Raw genomic sequence first — 19,178 nt, 5'->3', positions numbered from 1 at the left:
GGATCAGGAGGCCAGCGGCTTTTTTCGCTCCAGCAGACCACTGATGAGGGCCACTCCGAGGCCCAGGAGGGCAAGGACTGCGCCTACCAACGCGGGAGCCACATATCCCCAGCCCCAGGCAATAACAGTGCCGCCCAGGAAGGCACCAAGCGCGTTGGCGATGTTGAGGGCGGAGTGGTTCAGTGAGGATGCGAGTGATGCAGCGCCCGGAGCCGCGTCCAGGAGGCGGGTTTGCAACGCGGGAGTGAGCATGGAGCCCACGCCGCCCACAACGAACGCCATGATGAAGGCCGCCCAGGCCCAGTGCGCAGCAATGGCGTAGACCACCAGGGCCACGGCGATTCCTGGCATTACCCAGTAGATGGTGCCCATCACGGACTTGTCGGCCAGGCGTCCACCGAAGATGTTTCCTACCACCATGCCCAGTCCGTAGAGGGCCACAACGGCGGGGATCAGGTTCTCCGGTATGCCCGCCACAGAGGTCATGGTGTGCGCAATGTAGGTGTAAACGGCGAAGAAGCCACCAAACCCAATGATTCCGATCAGGAGCGCCAGCCAAACTTGGAGCCGTTTGAGGGCTCCAAGTTCGCGACGGATGCTGGCTTCGGGATGGGCTGCCTCGAAGGGGACGAACTTCCACACCATGGTGACGGTCAGCAATCCGATGGCCCCCACAATGACGAAGAGGAGCCGCCACCCGAACGTCTGCCCTACCCACGTGGCCAACGGCACCCCGATGACGTTGGAGACCGTAAGTCCCGCCATCACCATGGAGATTGCCCAGCCCCGTTTGGTAGGAGCGACGAGTCCTGCTGCGATGACTGCTGCCACTCCGAAGAAAGCTCCGTGGGGAAGTCCGGAAGCAAAACGGGAGAGGAGCATGAAGCCGTAATCCGGTGCGATGAAGGACGTCAGGTTCGCCAAGGACAGGAACAGCATGAGCCCCAACGCAAGGTGCTTTCTGGGAAGTTTCGCCCCGAACGCAGCGAAGAGGGGCGCGCCGATAACGACGCCCAAGGCGTAAGCCGAGATGAGGTTGCCGGCTTCGGGCGTGCTGATGCCCAGCCCTTCCTCGATTTCCTTCAGCAGGCCCATCATGGCGAATTCGGTGGTACCAATGGCGAACCCGCCCATGGCCAAAGCCAGGATGGCCAAGCCAAGGTGTTTCCGTGCTGCTTTGGCGGTGGCGGGGGTGGACACGGTGGTAGTCATAAGCCTGCTTCTTGAGGGTGCCTTGTGGGCTAGGGAAACTGGAGAAAATCCGATAACAAGTTTAGTCCGGGGCCCCGTGACTTGTCGCAGCTATGTGACGATGCCCATTCATCGGGCCCCAATAGACTGTTTCGGTGACTGCACTGATTAATGTCGTGGGCGCTGCCGTCGTCGACTCCTTGGACGCCCCCACCCGCCTTCTTGTTGCTCGGCGCACCGCGCCGCCCCGGTTTGCGGGCATGTGGGAATTCCCGGGCGGCAAGGTGGAAGCCGGTGAGACCGCGGAGGCTGCCCTGCACCGTGAGCTCGCGGAAGAACTGGGAATTGAAGTGCAGCTGGGGCCGGAGCTGGATTCGGGCAACGTCGCTGGGTGGACGCTCAATGACCGTGCCTCCATGCGTGTCTGGTTCGCTGAACTGGTGTCGGGAGAGCCAAGGCCGCTGGAGGATCACGACGAATTGCGTTGGGTGTCGTTGGCTGACCGTGACGAAGCTCTCGGCCTTCCGTGGATTCCGGCGGACCTTCCAATAGTCCGGGCGTTGCTTAGCCGGGTAGCCGCTCCCGCGTGAGGACCTGGTGCTGGGATGGAAGGGATGGCGGCTTCCCGTAGCCGGTGGCCTTCAACCTAGAAAAGCGTCTGTTGTCCTGGAAGGGGAGCGGAGGCGTGCACGGTGGCGTCCGCCGACCCAGCGGCGGCGCGAGCATTCCGGTGGCTGAAGCCGGAAGTTCCGGTGAAGCCGTACTTCGCCTTGAAGTAGGTGATCCTGCCGGTGAGCCACGCACGGTACTCCTTGGAAGCATAGGAGCCTTGTCCATAGAGTCGCCGGTACTTGCCCACCAACTCCGGGTGTTGGGTTGCCAGCCACTTCATGTACCACTCACGGGTTCCGGGCTTTAGGTACAGGGCGCCGGCAGTGACTCCTGTGGCGCCCGCCTTGGTCAGTTCCGCGAACAGGGAATCCAGGGCTTCGTCCGAGTCCGTGAGCCAAGGCAGGATGGGCATGGCCATGACGCCGCACCCCAGGCCGGCGTCGCGGAGCCGTGCGATGAGCTTGAGCCGGGCCTTGGGTGAAGGAGTGCCAGGCTCTATGAGCTCTGCGAGGTCCTGGTTGGTCATTGCCAGCGAGATGCCAAGGTCTACGGGGACCTGGGTGGCGGCGTGCTTGAGCAGGGGAATGTCCCTTGCCAGCAGCGTGCCCTTGGTCAAGATGGAGAATGGCGTGCCGGAGTCTGCGAGGGCCCGGATGATTCCAGGCATGAGCATGTAGCGGCCCTCTGCGCGTTGATAGGGATCGGTGTTGGTGCCGAGGGCGACTTGGGGCCGTTCCCAAGAAGGCTTGGCCAGTTCCTTGCGGAGAACCTCGGCGGTATTGATTTTGACCACCACCTGCGAATCGAAGTCCCGGCCGGCGTCGAACTCCAAATAGGTGTGGGTCTTGCGGGCGAAACAGTACACGCAGGCATGGCTGCATCCGCGATACGGGTTCACCGTCCATTCAAACGGCATGTTGGAACCGGAAGGCACCTTGTTGAGCACTGACTTTGCGGTGACCTCATGGAAGGTGACTCCGGAGAATTCGGGTGTCGAGACGGAACGCACAAGCCCGGCAAGCGGCAGCAAGGCGTCCAAGGCCGGGGCAGGGCCCGGCGCCTCGATACCACTGGGTTCTGCCGCCGGTCCACGTGTAGGTGAAAGTGCTTGTGCGTCCCATCTCATGGACTCCATTCGAATGTATGTTCGAATGAATGTCAAGGCCCGGAACGCCAGCTGCGGATAACCGGGACGGGAGCATTGCTAAGGTTGGGCCATGATTCTGCTGACTGGATTCGAACCCTTTGGCGAGGATGATGTGAATCCTTCCTGGCTTGCAGCACGGCGGGCGGCAGAGTTGCTCGGACCAGAAGGCATCGCCGTTGAAGCCGTGCAGCTGCCATGTGTCTTTGGTGAGTCGGGGAAAGTCCTCACGGACGCGATAAGCCGCCTGAATCCGGACGTAGTTCTCTGTGCCGGCCTGGCGGGAGGCCGTGGGCGGCTCTCCCTGGAACGCGTCGCCATCAATTGCGATGACGCCCGGATGCCGGACAACAAAGGCCAGCGCCCCATCGATGAGGAAGTCATCCGAGGCGGTCCTGCGGCATACTTTTCAACCCTGCCCATTAAGGCCGCGCTGAGAGCCCTCCAGGTCGCCGGAATCAGGGGCGAGGTCTCGCAGTCTGCTGGGACCTACGTCTGCAACCACGTTTTTTATGCCTTGATGCATGGCATCGCGTCGAAGCCGGGTATTCGTGGCGGTTTCGTCCATGTTCCCTATTTGCCGGAACAGTTGCCGGAAGGCAGCCCAACTCCGTCCATGCCTTTGGAATTAATGGCGGAGGGTCTTGCCGTCATTGTCCGGACGACGCTGCATACACAGACAGACGTGAAAATGTCAGCCGGAGCAATCCGCTAAACCAGTTCCCATTCCACCTTGATGCTTGCCGAGACTGAGGACTCTCCAGCTTCCACGGGCAACGCCTCCGCAGTGAAGGATGCCCTCACCATTCCACCCAGGGGAATGGGGCCGCCGTGCAGGGGCTCCTGGGATATGGACACCACCTGCCCAAGCCGGGCAGATGCCAGCGAAGCATACTGTTCGGCCCGCGCCACGGCGTCCTGCCAGGCTGCCTCCTGAGCCCGGGCTGTGACCGAGGAGGCATCGGCAAATCCTTGTTCGATCCCGTTGATCCGGATGTGGTCTCCGCCAGCCGCAACAGCAGCGGCGATGGCAGCGGGAGCATCCGCCTGGGAACGGATTCCCACCTGCAGGTTCGTGGACGCCACGTACGCAGTCACCTTTTGTCCTTGCCCTTCCACCCACACCAGATCGGCACGAAGGTTCAAACCGCTGGTTCGAAGGTCTGCGTCGGATACACCCGCTGCGCGCAAACTGGCCGCGACAGCGTTAGCCGCTTTGCCGGCGTCGTCGTAGGCCTTCGCGGCAGTGTCCCGACGCGTCTCCACGCCAAGCGTCAACGTCACCAGATCCGGGACGGCCTGTGCGCTCGCGGTCCCGGTAACAGTGATGGTTCGGTTCATGCTCAAGCCTCGATTCCGTTGCCTGCAGGGCCGTCCTGCCGGCGGTGGTAGTTGCCAATGTAGCCGCCGGCCACGAGGCCGGCCTGCCGTTCGAAGAAATTCCGCGAGGCTGGATTCCCGCTGCGAAGCATGGACCACCCGGCGGCCACGCCGTAGAGGGCAAGGAAAGGAAGCCCCATGCAGTAGGCGTACTGAGTGCTGTGCCGCTCCTCATGCCCCAGGAGAACTGTGTTGGTTCCGGCCACACCTTGAGGCGCCCGGTACAGGATGACATTCCCCACCGTAAACGCGCCTGCGTGGGGGAGCTTCCAGCTGTACCCGGCAGCGATCAGAAGCCCTCGCGGGCCGTGGGAAACGGTGGAACGGGACACGGCTGCTACCGCCAGCCCCAACGGGGTGGACAGGTTCAGGACGTTTGCGATCTGCCGCAAGCGTTGCGCCGGAGTCATGATGCCATGCTAGCGCCGTAGTGTATGACGCGGCGTGAGTAGCGATACGCTGTTCGAGCACGCGCCGGTGCCAAAACAAAAATTGGGGGACGAGGGAAATGAACGCGAAACGCGCCTTGGGCGTAGTCGGTGTACTGATCGCACTCATGTTGGCATTGACTGGTTGCGTCAAGCTCAACATGTCCGTGAAGGTCAACAATGAAAAGAGCGTGGACTACGAAGTTGTCTACGCCATCCAAAAATCCGTGCTGGGCGAAAAGTCCTTCGACGAATTCATGGAGTCGAACGGTAGCGGAAGCCAGCAGATGGACATCCCGGACGGCGCAACCGTGGTGGACTACGAGGACGAGAAGTACAAAGGCAAACGAATCACGGCCGTCAACCTCGACCCTGCAAAGATCGCTGACTCATCCAGCTCCGACAACCCTTTCGAACTGAAGAAGGAAGGGGACTTCTACGTCATCTCCATGGGCGGAGTGACCGGTGCTGGAAGCGGTGACGCCTCGTCGTCGGCCATGGCAAAGTCAATGTTCGACGAAGCCTCCGTCACGTTCACCTTCCCAGGCAAGGTGGTGGAAGCCACGGGCGCAACTGTCGATGGCAATACGGCCACCTTCGACATGCTCTCCATTAACGAGTCAGTTGTCCAAGCCAAGGCGGAGGCAAATGCAGGAATCCCGATGTGGATCATCTGGGTCCTCGTTGCAGTTCTCGTCATTGCCGCCGCGCTGATTCTGCTGTTTGTGCTGTTGCGCAAGAGGTCAGCCAGGCAGGCGCCGGCGCTCGCAGGTGCTACTCCTTATGGCCAGCCGGGTTACGCGCCCCAGCAGGGGCACGCAGGTTACGCTCCTCACCAGCAGCCGGCTTACAACCCGCAGCAACCATATGCACCGCAGCAACCGCCCTACTCGCCGCAGCCCCCGGTTCAGCAGCCCCCGGTTCAGCAGCCCTCGGTTCAGCAGCCGGGGCAGACGCGCGACGACGGTCAGTTGCCACCGCCGCCACCGGCACCGCCCGCTTCGGGTGCCTAAGCACCCAGGGCGACTGCCGCCGTCGTGACTTTCGCATGGCGCGACGCATTCCGGTGGGTTAAATCGCGCCTGTGAGGTTCAACTAGACTGAAGGGTAGTGCCTGCCGTCCGCGGCGAGCACTACCCTTTCGTTTTGCAGGTCCGCCTTGCCGGGCCGCTCCCTACTCGTAGCTAAGAACAGTAGATGACTGACACTTTGCCAGGCGCTGCCATCCCGGATCCGCTGGATGAAGCCGCCATTACCGCTGCCGTCGAGGACGCCATTGCCGCCATTTCGGCTGCTTCCTCCCTCGAAGAACTCAAGGCTGTCCGCCTCGCCCACACAGGTGAGAAGTCGCCGCTGAGCCTGGCCAACCGTGAAATCGGTGGCTTGGCCAAGGAGCACAAGGCTGCCGCCGGCAAGCTCATGGGTTCCTCCCGTGGCCGGGTCAACAAGGCGCTCGCAGCCAGGACTGAAGTTCTCGAGGCCGAGAATGACGCCCGCATCCTGGTGGAAGAAACCGTTGATGTTACGGCCGCTCCGCGTCGCCGTCGCGCCGGTGCCCGCCACCCGCTGTCCACGTTGCAGGACCGCGTCTCGGACATTTTTGTTGGCATGGGCTGGGAAATCGCCGAAGGCCCCGAGGTGGAGTCTGAGTGGTTCAACTTCGATGCCCTTAACTTCAAGCCGGATCACCCGGCACGCGAAATGCAGGACACGTTCTTTGTGGAGCCACCCGAAGCGCACCTGCTCATGCGGACGCACACGTCCCCGGTGCAGGTCCGTTCCATGTTGGAACGCGAAGTGCCTATCTATGTGCTGTGCCCTGGCAAGGTCTTCCGCACGGATGAACTGGACGCAACGCACACCCCTGTCTTCCACCAGTTCGAGGGATTGGCGATCGACAAGGACCTGAGCATGGCGGATCTTCGTGGCACGCTGGAACACTTTGCCCGCCAGATGTTCGGAGACGAAGCTTCCATTCGCCTGCGCCCCAACTACTTCCCGTTCACGGAGCCTTCCGCTGAGCTCGACATCTGGCACCCGGGTGCCAAGGGTGGTCCCCGCTGGATTGAGTGGGGCGGCTGCGGGATGGTCAACCCCAACGTCCTCCGGGCAGCCGGCATCGATCCGGACATCTATTCAGGTTTTGCCTTCGGCATGGGCATCGAGCGCACGCTCATGTTCCGCAACGAGGTTGGCGACATGCGCGACATGATCGAAGGCGACATACGTTTCAGCGAGCACTTCGGGATGGAGATCTAACAGTGCGTATCCCACTTTCCTGGCTGCGCGAATTCGCGCAGGTTCCGGCCGATGCTACGGCCGAAGACGTCATGGCTGACCTGGTCAAGGTCGGCTTTGAAGAAGAGGGAGTCCACCGTCCCACGGACGAGCTCACGGGTCCCATTGTGGTTGGCCAAGTACTGAGCCTGGTCAAAGAACCGCAGACCAATGGCAAGACCATCAACTGGTGCCAGGTTCGAGTTGTTCCGGAAGGCCAGCAGCAGACCCTTACCGGCAAGGGAATTGATCCTTCGGGCGTGCAAGGCATCATTTGCGGTGCGCACAACTTCGTGGAAGGCGACAAAGTTGTTGTCACCCTCCCCGGTGCCGTGCTGCCAGGTAACTTCCAGATCTCCGCACGGAAGACCTACGGTCACCTTTCCGCGGGCATGATCGCTTCCGTCCGTGAGCTCGGCATCGGCGATGACCACGACGGCATCCTGGTGCTCTCGCGCATCGGCCTGGATCCGGAAATCGGCACTGATGCGATGGAACTGCTGGGTCTGTACGACCAAGCAGCGGAAATCAACGTCACACCGGACCGCGGTTATGCCTTCTCCATCCGTGGTGTGGCACGCGAGTACGCCCACGCCACCGGAACCACCTTCGTGGACCCGGCGTCCAGGGTCACGGCTCCGGCCACCCTGCAGGGCGGCTATGGCGTCAAGCTCAACGACGACGCTCCCATCTACGGTAAGCCTGGCTGCGACCGCTTCGTGGCCCGCACAGTTCGTGGCGTTGACGCTTCCCGTCCCACCCCGCCGTGGATGTCCGCGCGACTTCGCTTGGCCGGCGTTCGCTCCATCTCGTTGCCGGTTGATATCTCCAACTACGTCATGCTTGAGCTCGGGCAGCCGAACCACTGTTACGACCTCGACAAGCTCGCGGGCGACATCGTGGTGCGTCGCGCAGTGGCGGGGGAGAAGATCACCACCCTGGACGACAAGGAGCGCACGCTCGATGTCGAGGACCTGCTGATCACCGATGACTCCGGCGCCATCGGCATTGCCGGTGTCATGGGTGGTGCCCACACCGAGGTTTCCGACTCCACCACGAACATCCTGGTGGAAGCGGCGCACTTCGATGAGGTCTCAATCGCGCGTTCCCGTCGCCGCCATAAGCTGCCGTCCGAAGCCTCCAAGCGCTTCGAGCGTGGCGTGGACTGGCACGTGGCCCACATCGCTGCCCAGCGTGTGGTGGATCTGTTGGTCGAGCTCGCCGGTGGCACGGCGGACGAGGCGGGGACCGACGTCGGAACCGCACCTGACGCCGTGACTATCGACTTGCCTGCTGAGTTCGCTGCCGCCCGTATCGGCATTGACTTCACGGACGAGCAGATCACCACTTCGCTTGAGGACCTTGGCGCTGCGGTGGAAAGGACGTCCACCGGTTACCGGGTTACTGCTCCGAGCTGGCGCAACGACCTCGAAACCAAGGAAGACCTGTCCGAGGAAATCGCCCGGCTTGTTGGCTACGACAACATTCCTGCCACTCTTCCGGTTGCGCCTCCGGGTCGTGGGCTCAGCCGAAGCCAGCAGCAGAAGCGCCGGGTTGTCCAGGCGCTGGCGGATGCGGGGCTCACCGAAGTATTGTCCTACCCGTTCGTCTCCAAAGCTGCCAATGACACTTTCGGTGTTCCGGCTGAAGGTGGCGCTCGTCCGGCGCTGAAGCTGGCGAACCCCATCAGTGAGGAACAAGGATTCCTCCGTACGTCCATCCTGCCGGGACTGATCGAGGTTGCCCGCCGCAATCACTCGCGCGGCTTCCGCGATCTGGCATTGTATGAGGCGGGTTCGGTCTTCCTTCCCGGCGACAAGCTGGGCACGGATTCCATTCCGCCGCTGGGCGTCAAGCCGGCCGATGACGTACTGGATGCACTGTACGACGGCGTTCCGCACCAGCCGTTGCACATCGCCGCTGTTATGACCGGCCACGATTCTCCCGCCGCTGCCACGCACACCCCGCGTGCCTGGGATTGGGCTGACGCTGTTGATGTGGCACGCCTCATGGCGGATGTCCTGGGCGTGGAACTGGTTGTTAGCCAGGGTAGCCACCAGGCGTTCCACCCCGGACGCGCGGCTCAGCTTGCGCTGCGCAACGGCGATGTTGTGGGTTACGCGGGTGAACTTCACCCGAAGCTCCTCGCTGCGCACGATATGCCTGCGCGTTCTGTCGCTGTTGAGGTCAATGTGGAAGCGTTGTTTGACGCGGCCGCTGACGTGATCGTGGCAAAGCACATCTCCGGGTACCCCGTGGCGACACAGGACGTTGCCCTTGTTGTCGCGCAGGAGGTTCCGGCAGACCAGGTACTGGCTGCCCTCCGCGAAGGAGCAGGTGTACTTCTTGAGGATGTTTCGTTGTTCGACGTTTATGTTGGTCCCGGCATCGAGGACGGCAAGAAGTCGCTGGCCTTCGGCCTGCGCTTCCGTGCAGACGACCGCACCCTGACCGCTGACGAGGCTTCCGAAGCACGCGCAGCTGCTGTGGCCGTGGCGACCGAGCGCTTTGGAGCGGTCCAGCGCTGATCCTTACCGCAATTGATTAAAATCCCCGGGACCTTTTGGTCCCGGGGATTCCTCTTTAACGAGATTGCACTCCCAGCATCTTGACAGACTATTCACATGTGTATGACAGTTCTGTCATACACATGTGAAGCATGTGTATCACATTCCACGCACGGTTCGCTGAGAGCCGTCCCTTGAAAGGTACCCATGAAGAAGCAGAATGTTGCTTTGCTTGTCGGGGCTGCAGTTATGGCTTTGACGTCCTCGCTGGGCGGAGCCGCAGTAGCGTCAGAGTCGACGCCACAAGTGGCTGTAGCAGACGTCCAGCCTGTGTCGCACACCGTGGACCAGTCGCAGGTTTCCGGTTCCGCCGCCTCGCCGTTGGCGGATAAGTACGCCATCGCCGCCCCGTCCAAGACCGGAGGGGCGTCCACGGACTCAGTTATCGGCGCTGATGGCCGGGTTCGGATCACCAACACCACGGCTGCCCCCAACCGCTCCATCGTGCAGATCGAGTTCAATGGTGGATACATTTGCTCCGGAGCCTTGATTTCCGATGACACCGTGTTGACGGCAGGTCACTGTGTGCACGAAGGCGGCACGGGTTCTGAGGCCGATTACTCGTGGGGCGTCAAAGTTGCTCCGGGCCGCAACGGCTCAACCGACCCCTACGGCACTTGCGGAGCAACGGAGATCTTCACCGACCAACGCTGGATCGACTCCGCAAACACTAACGCCGACTGGGGTGTCATCAAACTGGACTGCACCATCGGCAACACCACCGGCTGGCTCAACTACGCCGGCACCACGGCCAGCCTGAACGGAACCAGCACCACGGTCCGTGGCTATCCGGGGGATAAAGCCTTTGGCACCATGTGGTCGATGACCGGCCCCATTGAGAGCACAACGACGGAAAAGGTCTACTACAAGATGGACACCTACGGCGGACAAAGCGGTGCCCCCGTCTACAACAGCTCCAACACGATCATGGCCATCCATACCAACGGTGGCAGCTACAATTCAGGCACGCGCATCACACCCACGCTGGCGAATTACCTCACCTCAGTGAAGTAGCGCGGCTGTACCACGCCGCTAAAAGTGTTTCCCGCAGCGTCCACGTGGCTGCGGGAAACACTGCTGTCCGGAGCCATAAGCGCTGAGCAGATAGAGTTTTGCCTGAGGCGAGCCGGCAATATCTGTGAGAGAACCTGAATGACAAGACATAGTCCACGTAGGGAAATGCAGGGCATGGTCCGCCCTGGAAGACGACACCTGGCCTGGAAGCCGTGATGGCCAGCCCAATACTTGAGCTGCAGAAGCTCGACGCCTTGCTCGTTCCGGACATCCGCGTCCAAGCCCTCGGCCAACCAGCCCTGGATCGTGCCGACACATTCACCAACCCTGAGGATCGGGCAGAATTTGTGGCTGGCCGGCTGGCCTTGCTGAACTTTGCCGCTTCGCTCCTCGAGGTGGATCCTGCTCGACTCGTCCCCGACTATCACTGTCCGCAGTGCGGGCCGGGGCAGGACCACGGCCGGCCTGGGTTTACGCTCGACGGCGGTCCTGCACCTTTGGCGCTAAGCGCATCGCGGGCAGCCGGCTGGGTGCTGCTGGCCGGCGTCGAGCATCGAGCGGATGGCCTCCGGCTGGGTGTGGACCTTGAAACGGTAGGCGGGGTCGCGTTCGGAGGCTTCGACGACGTCGCCTTGACCGCAGCCGAGAAGAAATCCCTGGCGTCCGTCCCGCAACAGGACCTAGCCACGCAACGTGCCCGGCTGTGGGCGCGCAAGGAAGCGTGGTTGAAGATGACCGGGGAAGGGCTGCGGCATAACCCCGCGGAGCTGGAGGTGCTGGACCGGCCCGGCCTGCGCGATGTCACCGAGTGGGAATTGCCTGACGGTTTTGTTGCCGCCCTGGCACTCGGCTAACGCACGGAAGGCAGCGGCGGCAGCGCGGTTTCGTACAGCCATGGTCGCAGGATGGCCGCGGCATCAAACCCCGGTATGAAGGCGTCAGCAGCTTCGATGAAAGACACGGTTGACACTGATCCGTGCCGGTTGGCATTCGTCCAATGCTGCAGGAAATCGAAGAACGCCGCATCCCCGACGGCCGTCCGCACAGCGTGAACGGCCAAAGCCCCGCGCTTGTAGACACGGTCGTCGAACATCAGCTCAGGGCCGGGGTCACCCACCAGAAGGTCCTGCGGACCGGCGTCGAGCCTTTTCCAAGCAGCCAGCGCACGGGCCGCAACCGTCATGGTCCGGGATTCCTCGGACCACAGCCACTCGGCATAGCAAGCGAAGCCTTCATGCAGCCAGATATCTTTCCAGCTGCTGACGGTCAATGAATTGCCAAACCACTGGTGGGAGAGTTCGTGGGCGATCAGGCGCTGCGAATCCCAAGCGTCCCGCATGTGGTTGCGTCCAAAAATTGAGACAGTCTGCGCTTCCAACGGAATTTCCAATTCGTCCTCCGTGACCACTGAGGTGTAGTCGGCGAACGGGTAGGGACCGAAACAATCCTCGAACGTGCGCATCATGTCGGGCTGCCGCCGCAGGCCTTGGAGAGCATCCACGGCCATTTCGGAAGTGACTGCGACGAACTGGGGGACCCGGTGGTCGGTGTCGTCCACGTGCAGCGGCATCCTGGCGTATCGGCCGATCTGCACAGTGGCCAGGTACGTTGCCATGGGCTCCGCCTGTTCGTAGACCCACGTTTCCCGGCTTGACTTGCGGGAATGGGCTACCAACGTGCCGTTGCACACCGGACGGTAGTTGTCGTCCGTGGTGACGGAGATGAGGAAGCTGGACTTGTATCGGGGATGGTCATTGCAGGGGAACCAGGACGCCGCGCCGTTGGGCTGGCCGGCGACCAGTACGCCGTCGTTCAATTCCTCCCAGCCCACGTCTCCCCAGAGGCCGCGACGCGGCTGGGGGTTTCCGTCGTAGCGGATCTCCAGCGAGAACTGCTGCCCCGGTTTCAGCGCGGATGCCGGCGACAGCACGAGGTGCTCGGCCCTCTGGCTGAACTTCTGGACCTTCTTGCCGTCCAGCTGAACCTTGGATGCCCTCAAGCCCACCAGGTCAAGGACAATCTGTTTGACCGCTTCCAATGCCGTGCAACGGAGGACCGCCTTGCCGATCAGCTTGTTGCTGCCGAGCCTGACGTCGAGGTCCAACTCATACCGGTCCACGCGGTAGCTGGTGCTGCCGTGGTCCAGGGTGTAGGGGTCGGGCAAGGTCCGGGGGGCGCTGGTGGGTGCGGTCATTGTGTCCCAATCTACTTGAGACGGGGCGCTTGTGCAGGCGGGCCCACCCACGGGCTCACAGGGTTACCCATCCAATACGTCCCCGCCGGGACGGTTTCGCCACGCATGACCAACGACGCCGGACCAACAGTTCCGCCGTCGCCGATGCTGGCTGCGGGAAGGATGACGCCGTGCGGGCCCATCGTTGCCCCATTTCCAAGCGTCACTGTATCCATGCTCATCACGCGGTCATGGAACAGGTGCGTTTGAACAACGCAGCCACGGTTGACTGTGGAGTTCTCACCAAGGGACACGAGATCGGCCTCGGGGAGCCAATAGCTCTCACACCACGTTCCCCGGCCGATCTTGGCGCCCAGCCCACGGAGCCACCACACCAAGGCAGGAGTTCCGGCGGCAGAGCGGGCAAACCACGGCGCACTGACCATTTCAATGAAGGTGTCCACAACCTCGTTGCGCCAAATGAACGAGCTCCACAGCGGGTGCTCGCCCGAGCGGATGGTTCCTACCAGAACCCACTTTGCCACCATGGAGCTGAGCGCCGCCACGGCTCCCGCTGCCAGCATCACTACACCGCCGAGGACTGCCGCAATCCAGTAACCCCAGCCACGTGCTATCCAGTCCAGGACCAGCATGACGCTGACAGCGATCGCCACGGTGAGGATGACGGGCACCAGTCGGCACAGTTCCCACACAGCGCGCGCCACCTTGAGCTTGAGGGGTGGCTGGAAGGTTCGGGTCTGGTCGGCGTTTACGGCCGTGCGGCGCAATCTGACAGGCGGGCTGCCAAGCCAGGAGGTTCCGGATTTTGCTTTCGCGGGGGTGGCAGACAGTACCGCGACAAGGGAGTTCTTGGGCACGTTCCGTCCAGCAGCGGTCATCCCGGAGTTGCCAAGGAAGGATCGCTTCCCGATTTTGGCTGGAGCAATTTTCATCCATCCACCGCCAAGCTCGTATGAGGCCACCATAGTGTCGTCAGCCAGGAAGGCGCCGTCGCCGATGGTGGTCATTTTTGGAACCAGCAGCACCGTGGAGGCCTCCACGTTCTTGCCAACTTTGGCCCCGAGGAGACGCAACCAGAGCGGCGTGAAGAGGCTCGCATAGACGGGGAAGAGGAGGTCTCGAGCCATGTCGAGAAGGCGCTCCGTGGCCCAGACTTGCCAGCCGATGCGGCTGCGCACGCGGTAGTAGCCCTCTTTCAGGCCCAAACCGAGAAGCCTCGCAACGATCAGGATGAGCATCAGATTGCCGAAGAACCACACCAGGGCCGCAAGGGGAACGGCCAGGGCGATCTGTGGCAGCGCTGTTTCCAGCGACTCATGGCCCTGGATGAAATTCAGGACCACCAGTGCGCCCGCGAACGCAGAGATGTAGGGGATAAGGACCAGCAGGGCCGACGCGCTGGCGAAGGCGGAGAACCAGAGCCGGTCGACGACGGGCCGTCGGCTGGTTGCTGCCGGCCATTCGTGCTTGGCTTTCCCGCGACGTTCTGCGGGGGAGCCGGCCACGAGGTGCCCGGCTTTCACTTTGCCCAGCACAGCGGATCCGGCATCGACGTGGGCGCCTGCGCCGATGGTCGCTCCGGGCATGAGGGTGCTGCGTGCGCCCACAACGGCACCGGCTCCCACATGGATTTGGCCGATGTGGACTGAATCGCCGTCCACCCACCAGCCCGATAGGTCCACTTCGGGCTCGATGTTTGCTCCACTACCCAAAGACAGCAGGCCCGTGACAGGGGGCAGGGAGTGCAAGTGGACGTCCTTGCCGATCTTTGCACCCAAGGCACGCGCGTAGTAGGGGACGAACGGGGCGCTGGCAAGGCCGATGGCACCTGAGAGATCCTGAATTTGTTCTGCGAGCCACAGCCGCAGATGGGTCTTGCCCGATCGCGGATATGTCCCGGGTTCAATCCTGCCGAGCAGCACCCTTGCCGCCACCACGGAGATCGCCATCCGGCCCAAGGGGCTGACGAAGACCAGCCACGACGCTGCGATCCACCACCAGGAGGCCACGGGTGCCGCCGCGAATCCGGCGAAGTCTGCCAGGAGTTTGTTGGCGGCCATCAGGTAAGTCAGCCATCTCATTCCCACGAGAATGTGCAGCGGGACGCCCATGAGGACCTGGAAGATTTGTGACTTCAAGGCGGTAGCACGGACGGTGCGCTCAGCAGCGGGCCCCAGCGATCCGCCGTCGGGAAGTGACTGCCTTGCAGCGTCAATCAGCGCCCCCACGCGGGGCGTCGCATAGATATCGGCGACGGTGATAGTGGGGTACCGAACGCGGAGGGCCGAAACGAGCTGGGCGGCGGCCAAGGACCCGCCGCCATAGGCGAAGAAATCGGCGTCGAGTGAACTGACCGGGCTTCCCAGCACGGACTCCCACTGGTCTACCACCCAGCGGGCATCATCGGGAAGGTTCAGTGGAGCGTTGCTTGCCTCGGCGGCACCGGCTCCCGCAAGCGGCCAAGGAAGGGCATGACGATCTACTTTTCCGCTGGTTTTGGTGGGGAGGGAATCGACGATGGTCAGCAAGGGGACCAGGGCTGCCGGGAGGCTTTCGCCCAGCAGCCTGCGGGCCTCGTTCAGGTCCGGCTCGTAACCGTCAACGGGAGCCAGGTAACCCACCAGGATTTGGTTGCCGGCCGCGGTGGTCTGTACTGCAGCAGCCGCGCCGGCTATGCCGGGCAAGGACTGAAGCGCTGCATCCACTTCGCCGAGTTCGATCCGGCGTCCACCCAGCTTGACCTGTTCATCGGCCCTTCCCATGAAGATCAGGCCCTCTGAGTCGTATCGCACCAAGTCGCCCGAACGGTAAGCGCGATCCCATGCCAGTGTGGTCATAGGGGCATACTTCTCGGCGTCTTTGGCGGGATCGAGGTAGCGGGCCAGCCCTACCCCGCCGATGATCAGTTCGCCGATTTCGCCTTCGGCCACCGGAACGCCCAGTGGATCGACGACGGCCAGGTCCCAACCGTCCAACGGCAGGCCGATCCGCACGGGGCCGGGTCCACCCAAGGGCGCGGCGCAGGCAACGACCGTGGCCTCAGTGGGCCCGTAGGTGTTCCACACTTCACGACCGTCCACTGCCAAGCGCTCGGCCAATTCAGGCGGGCAGGCTTCGCCGCCGAAGATGAGCAAACGGACGTTTTCCAATGCTTCGGCCGGCCACAGCGCGGCAAGGGTGGGCACAGTTGAAACTACGGTAATGCCGTGGTTGATGAGCCAGGGACCGAGGTCCATGCCGGTTCGAACAAGGGCCCGTGGTGCGGGTACCAGGCAGGCTCCGTGCCGCCAGGCCAGCCACATCTCCTCGCAGGAAGCATCGAAAGCTACGGAAAGGCCGGCAAGTACGCGGTCCTGCGGGCCGATCGGCTCAGCTTGGAGGAAGATCCGGGCCTCCGCATCAACGAACGCTGCTGACGAACGGTGCTTCACTGCGACGCCCTTGGGAGTCCCGGTGGATCCGGAGGTAAAGATGATCCACGAGTCGTCGTCCAATCCGGGCACGGATGGCGTTGAGACACCTTCCTTTGCCGGGCCGGAGAGCTGGATGTCAAGGCCCCCGGCAATGACTGCCCCCACCCTGGCTTCGCCGAAAACCAGACGGGCCCGCTCTTCGGGGTCATCCGCATCCACGGGAACATAGGCAGCACCAGCCATGAGGATTCCAAGTATGGCGATGTAGAGCTCATTGGTGCCGGACGGGATCCGGACGCCGATTTTGTCTCCTCGGCCAAGCCCCGCATTATTCAATTGCGTGGCAAAAGCGCGAACGGCCTTGAGTAACTCGGTGTAGCTCAACGACCTGTGCCCATCATCCAGGGCCGACGCCTCGGGGAATGATGAAGCGGTTTCTTCCAGGATGTCAACGAGAGTTCGCTCGGCGGGAGCCGCGGCCCCTCCCGGTAGCTGGGGACGGTACGTCATCAGGGCAGGCGTCGTACCGGCCCCAGCGGGATGTTCTGTGCTCACGTCTGTCAGCTTTCCGCAGAAAGATGAACAAAAGGTGTCCGCCGCTTCCTGCACGTCAGGCTTTGTTCCCCCACTGTTCGCTTTTTGCACAGATGGCGTTCAAGAGGGTCAGGGAACCAGAAGGACTTTTCCGGTGGTACGGCGGCCTTCAAGGTCCCTGTGAGCCTGGGCGGCTTCCGCGAGCGGGTAGGTTGCGCCCACCCTGACAGCAAGGGTGCCGTTGGCGGCGGCGTCAAAAATCTCCGCTGAGCGCCACCGGCGTTCCTGGGCGTTCTGAACAAAGTGCGCCATGGTGGGCCTCGTCAGAGTGAGCGAACCTGCGGCGTTCAAACGCTGTGGATCGAACGGCGGTACAGGGCCGGAGGCAGCACCGAAGAGCACCATGGCACCCCGGATGCGCAGGCTCTTAAGGGAGTCGTCGAACGTGTCCTTGCCTACGCCGTCGTACACTACGTTGACGCCTTCGCCCTCGGTGAGTTCACGGACCTTGTCAGCGAAGCCCTCGTAGCGGAGCACTTCATCGGCGCCTGCCAGCGTGGAGAGGTCGGCCTTCTCATCGGAGGAGACGGTGGTAATGACGCGCGCGCCGCGGGCCTTGAGCAGCTGTGTCAGCAGCAGGCCCACGCCGCCGGCACCTGCATGCAGGAGAACTGTGTGGCCGGGCTCCACCCGGAAGGATGAATTCATCAGGTAATGGGCCGTAATTCCCTGGAGGGGCAGGGCCGCGGCAGTGTGATCATCGACGCCGGCCGGAACCGGCAGAGCCTTGCTCGCGTCAACCAGTGCGTATTCCGCGTAGGTCTTGGTTCCCTCGGCCGTGGCAATTCGGTCGCCGACGGAAAATTCCTCAACCCCCGCTCCGACGGCCTCCACGGTGCCGGCTGCCTCGGCGCCCGGAGTGAACGGGTAGTCCACCTTGTAGGTGCCGCTGCGTTGGTAGGTCTCAATGAAATTGACCCCGGCAGCTGCGACCTTGATCAACAGCTGGCCGGGGCCAGGCGACGGTACTTCCACGGATGCGTACTCGAGGACCTCAGGTCCTCCGGACTGCTTTGCAACGATGGCGTGCGTCATGGTGGCTCCTTACTCCGGGGCGGTCCTTCCGGTGCCCGGTTTCAGAATCCATCCTAGGGAGGTTGGGGCCTCCCGTGTCGAACGCCTAGCGGCGTCCGTGCGTCGACGCGACGGGGCAGTCGAAGCCGCGGCCTGCTGCCAGGCCTACTTCATTCAGGTATCTGACCACGATGCCGTAGGACTGCACCAACGTGGTTTCGGTGTAGGGAATGGAGTGTTTGGCGCAGAACTCGCGCACGATTTTGGTGGCCTTGTACAAATGGGGACGTGCCATGTCCGGGAACAGGTGGTGCTCCACCTGCCGGTTGAGTCCGCCCAGGAGGAAGTCCATGAAGAGGCCACCGGAGATGTTGCGCGAGGTCAGGATCTGGCGGTTGAGGAAGTCCACCCGGCTGTCCTTGGGAAGGACCGGCATGCCCTTGTGGTTCGGGGCGAACGAGGCACCCATGTAGAAGCCATAGACCATGATTTGCACGCCCAGGAAGGCGAACGCCATACCGATGGGCAGGAATGTGAAAGCCAGAACCGGGAGGGCGGCGAGCCTCGCTACGAGGATAGGCGTCTCTACCCAGCGGTGACGAACTTTCTGCTTGCCGAAAACAAAGCGAAGGGAGTCGAATTGCAAGCTCAAGCCCAGGAGCGTCAGGAGCGGGAAGAAGAACCAGCCCTGCTTCTTGGTGAGGAAGGCCAGGCGGCCTTTACGTTCAGCTGCAGCGTCTTCGTAGAACACCAAGGCGTTGTTCCGGATGTCCGGGTCTTTGGAGATGACGTTGGGGTGGTTGTGGTGGGCTCCATGCTTCTGTTCCCACCAGGAGTAGCTGATGCCGGCCACACCGGTGGCCAGGAGGCGGGCGGACCAGTCGTTGGCGCGCCGCGAAGCGAAGATCTGCTTGTGACCTGCCTCGTGGGCAAGGAAGCTAAGCTGCGTGCACAGGATGCCCACAGCCGCAGCAATCAAGAGCTGGTACCAGGAATCGCCGATGAGTGCGAAGCCGAGCCAGGTGCCGGCCATGAGCAGTACCAAGGCCACGAAGACCCAGATGTAGAAGCCGCTACGGCGTTCGAGGAGTCCGGCTGCCTTGACGCTCTTGAGGAGCTCTGAGTAGCTCTGGACGACGGGATTTGGTTGAATTGCGCGAGCTTTGGGGCGCTCAGCGGTGGACGTGGGTGACATAAATGTGCCCCGTATCGCTAACGGGCAACGCTGCAGCCGACGTTCGGACTGCACGGTCTGGATCACCCTCCACTAAGCATACGGCTAATCTCCAAAATAATGGGACTGCTCACCAATGCATGCATAAATATCGGACAGCATGAATATTCTTGCTG

15 protein-coding genes are annotated in these 19,178 nt (G+C 62.4%); 7 read left to right on the top strand and 8 right to left on the bottom strand.

What is annotated here, in order from left to right:
• Positions 1–3: 3 nt before the first annotated feature.
• Positions 4–1,212, bottom strand: coding sequence for an MFS transporter (locus A477_RS0105310; RefSeq protein WP_026005364.1), 1,209 nt, complete (start codon positions 1,210–1,212; stop codon positions 4–6).
• 134 nt (positions 1,213–1,346) lie between these two features.
• On the opposite strand from A477_RS0105310, the gene A477_RS0105305 reads away from it, so the two are divergent.
• On the top strand, positions 1,347–1,781 hold the full coding sequence (locus tag A477_RS0105305; RefSeq protein ID WP_017197987.1) for a (deoxy)nucleoside triphosphate pyrophosphohydrolase: 435 nt from the start codon (positions 1,347–1,349) through the stop codon (positions 1,779–1,781).
• 56 nt (positions 1,782–1,837) lie between these two features.
• Here A477_RS0105305 and A477_RS0105300 read toward each other — a convergent pair whose 3' ends face one another.
• Positions 1,838–2,929 (bottom strand): Rv2578c family radical SAM protein, encoded by a 1,092-nt coding sequence (locus tag A477_RS0105300; RefSeq protein ID WP_017197986.1) that lies wholly within the window; start codon positions 2,927–2,929, stop codon positions 1,838–1,840.
• Positions 2,930–3,020: 91 nt separating this feature from the next.
• Here A477_RS0105300 and pcp point away from each other — a divergent pair, with 91 nt between their 5' ends.
• Entirely contained in the window at positions 3,021–3,662 is a 642-nt protein-coding gene (gene pcp, locus A477_RS0105295; RefSeq protein ID WP_017197985.1) for a pyroglutamyl-peptidase I, read from the top strand.
• Here the strand turns inward: pcp and A477_RS0105290 are convergent.
• Positions 3,659–4,288 carry an SIMPL domain-containing protein gene (locus tag A477_RS0105290; RefSeq protein WP_017197984.1) on the bottom strand — a complete coding sequence of 210 codons (630 nt, stop codon included), beginning with the start codon at positions 4,286–4,288 and terminating at the stop codon, positions 3,659–3,661. The genes pcp and A477_RS0105290 overlap by 4 nt on opposite strands.
• 2 nt (positions 4,289–4,290) lie before the next feature.
• Positions 4,291–4,737: a hypothetical protein gene (locus A477_RS0105285; protein ID WP_017197983.1), complete on the bottom strand. Its 447-nt coding sequence runs from the start codon at positions 4,735–4,737 to the stop codon at positions 4,291–4,293.
• A gap of 98 nt (positions 4,738–4,835) precedes the next feature.
• On the opposite strand from A477_RS0105285, the gene A477_RS0105280 reads away from it, so the two are divergent.
• The 5 genes from A477_RS0105280 to A477_RS0105260 all read left to right on the top strand — a co-directional run bounded on the left by A477_RS0105280 (position 4,836) and on the right by A477_RS0105260 (position 11,467).
• Positions 4,836–5,768: a resistance to Congo red protein gene (locus A477_RS0105280; protein WP_017197982.1), complete on the top strand. Its 933-nt coding sequence runs from the start codon at positions 4,836–4,838 to the stop codon at positions 5,766–5,768.
• A 184-nt stretch (positions 5,769–5,952) separates the two neighbouring features.
• Positions 5,953–7,014, top strand: a complete 1,062-nt coding sequence (pheS, locus tag A477_RS0105275) for a phenylalanine--tRNA ligase subunit alpha (protein WP_017197981.1) — start codon at positions 5,953–5,955, stop codon at positions 7,012–7,014.
• Positions 7,015–7,016: 2 nt separating this feature from the next.
• Positions 7,017–9,560, top strand: coding sequence for a phenylalanine--tRNA ligase subunit beta (pheT, locus tag A477_RS0105270; protein ID WP_017197980.1), 2,544 nt, complete (start codon positions 7,017–7,019; stop codon positions 9,558–9,560).
• A 186-nt stretch (positions 9,561–9,746) separates the two neighbouring features.
• Positions 9,747–10,613 (top strand): trypsin-like serine peptidase, encoded by an 867-nt coding sequence (locus A477_RS0105265; protein WP_017197979.1) that lies wholly within the window; start codon positions 9,747–9,749, stop codon positions 10,611–10,613.
• Positions 10,614–10,828: 215 nt separating this feature from the next.
• Positions 10,829–11,467, top strand: a complete 639-nt coding sequence (locus A477_RS0105260) for a 4'-phosphopantetheinyl transferase family protein (protein WP_017197978.1) — start codon at positions 10,829–10,831, stop codon at positions 11,465–11,467.
• Here the strand turns inward: A477_RS0105260 and A477_RS0105255 are convergent.
• From A477_RS0105255 to A477_RS0105240, 4 genes are all read right to left on the bottom strand, one after another.
• Positions 11,464–12,807, bottom strand: coding sequence for a M1 family metallopeptidase (locus tag A477_RS0105255; RefSeq protein ID WP_017197977.1), 1,344 nt, complete (start codon positions 12,805–12,807; stop codon positions 11,464–11,466). The two genes, A477_RS0105260 and A477_RS0105255, sit on opposite strands and share 4 nt — an antisense overlap.
• 11 nt (positions 12,808–12,818) lie before the next feature.
• Complete coding sequence (locus A477_RS0105250; RefSeq protein WP_017197976.1) at positions 12,819–16,730, bottom strand: Pls/PosA family non-ribosomal peptide synthetase; 3,912 nt, start codon at positions 16,728–16,730, stop codon at positions 12,819–12,821.
• 153 nt (positions 16,731–16,883) lie between these two features.
• Positions 16,884–17,849, bottom strand: a complete 966-nt coding sequence (locus A477_RS0105245; protein ID WP_017197975.1) for a quinone oxidoreductase family protein — start codon at positions 17,847–17,849, stop codon at positions 16,884–16,886.
• Between the two features lie 85 nt (positions 17,850–17,934).
• Positions 17,935–19,023 (bottom strand): fatty acid desaturase family protein, encoded by a 1,089-nt coding sequence (locus A477_RS0105240; protein WP_017197974.1) that lies wholly within the window; start codon positions 19,021–19,023, stop codon positions 17,935–17,937.
• Positions 19,024–19,178 lie beyond the last annotated feature (155 nt).

This window comes from Arthrobacter sp. M2012083, assembly GCF_000281065.1.
Classification (GTDB): Bacteria; Actinomycetota; Actinomycetes; order Actinomycetales; family Micrococcaceae; genus Arthrobacter.
This window is presented reverse-complemented; position numbering and strand designations above follow the sequence as displayed.

What these genes read in the sequence shown, in the direction of transcription:
- A477_RS0105300 (WP_017197986.1), bottom strand. Translation starts at nt 2,929, where the DNA reads ATGAGATGGGACGCACAAGCACTTTCACCTACACGTGGACCGGCGGCA.
- A477_RS0105240 (WP_017197974.1), bottom strand. Translation starts at nt 19,023, where the DNA reads ATGTCACCCACGTCCACCGCTGAGCGCCCCAAAGCTCGCGCAATTCAA.
- A477_RS0105255 (WP_017197977.1), bottom strand. Translation starts at nt 12,807, where the DNA reads ATGACCGCACCCACCAGCGCCCCCCGGACCTTGCCCGACCCCTACACC.
- pheS (WP_017197981.1), top strand. Translation starts at nt 5,953, where the DNA reads ATGACTGACACTTTGCCAGGCGCTGCCATCCCGGATCCGCTGGATGAA.
- A477_RS0105280 (WP_017197982.1), top strand. Translation starts at nt 4,836, where the DNA reads ATGAACGCGAAACGCGCCTTGGGCGTAGTCGGTGTACTGATCGCACTC.
- A477_RS0105290 (WP_017197984.1), bottom strand. Translation starts at nt 4,288, where the DNA reads ATGAACCGAACCATCACTGTTACCGGGACCGCGAGCGCACAGGCCGTC.
- A477_RS0105245 (WP_017197975.1), bottom strand. Translation starts at nt 17,849, where the DNA reads ATGACGCACGCCATCGTTGCAAAGCAGTCCGGAGGACCTGAGGTCCTC.
- A477_RS0105285 (WP_017197983.1), bottom strand. Translation starts at nt 4,737, where the DNA reads ATGACTCCGGCGCAACGCTTGCGGCAGATCGCAAACGTCCTGAACCTG.
- A477_RS0105250 (WP_017197976.1), bottom strand. Translation starts at nt 16,730, where the DNA reads ATGACGTACCGTCCCCAGCTACCGGGAGGGGCCGCGGCTCCCGCCGAG.
- A477_RS0105310 (WP_026005364.1), bottom strand. Translation starts at nt 1,212, where the DNA reads ATGACTACCACCGTGTCCACCCCCGCCACCGCCAAAGCAGCACGGAAA.
- A477_RS0105260 (WP_017197978.1), top strand. Translation starts at nt 10,829, where the DNA reads ATGGCCAGCCCAATACTTGAGCTGCAGAAGCTCGACGCCTTGCTCGTT.
- pcp (WP_017197985.1), top strand. Translation starts at nt 3,021, where the DNA reads ATGATTCTGCTGACTGGATTCGAACCCTTTGGCGAGGATGATGTGAAT.
- A477_RS0105265 (WP_017197979.1), top strand. Translation starts at nt 9,747, where the DNA reads ATGAAGAAGCAGAATGTTGCTTTGCTTGTCGGGGCTGCAGTTATGGCT.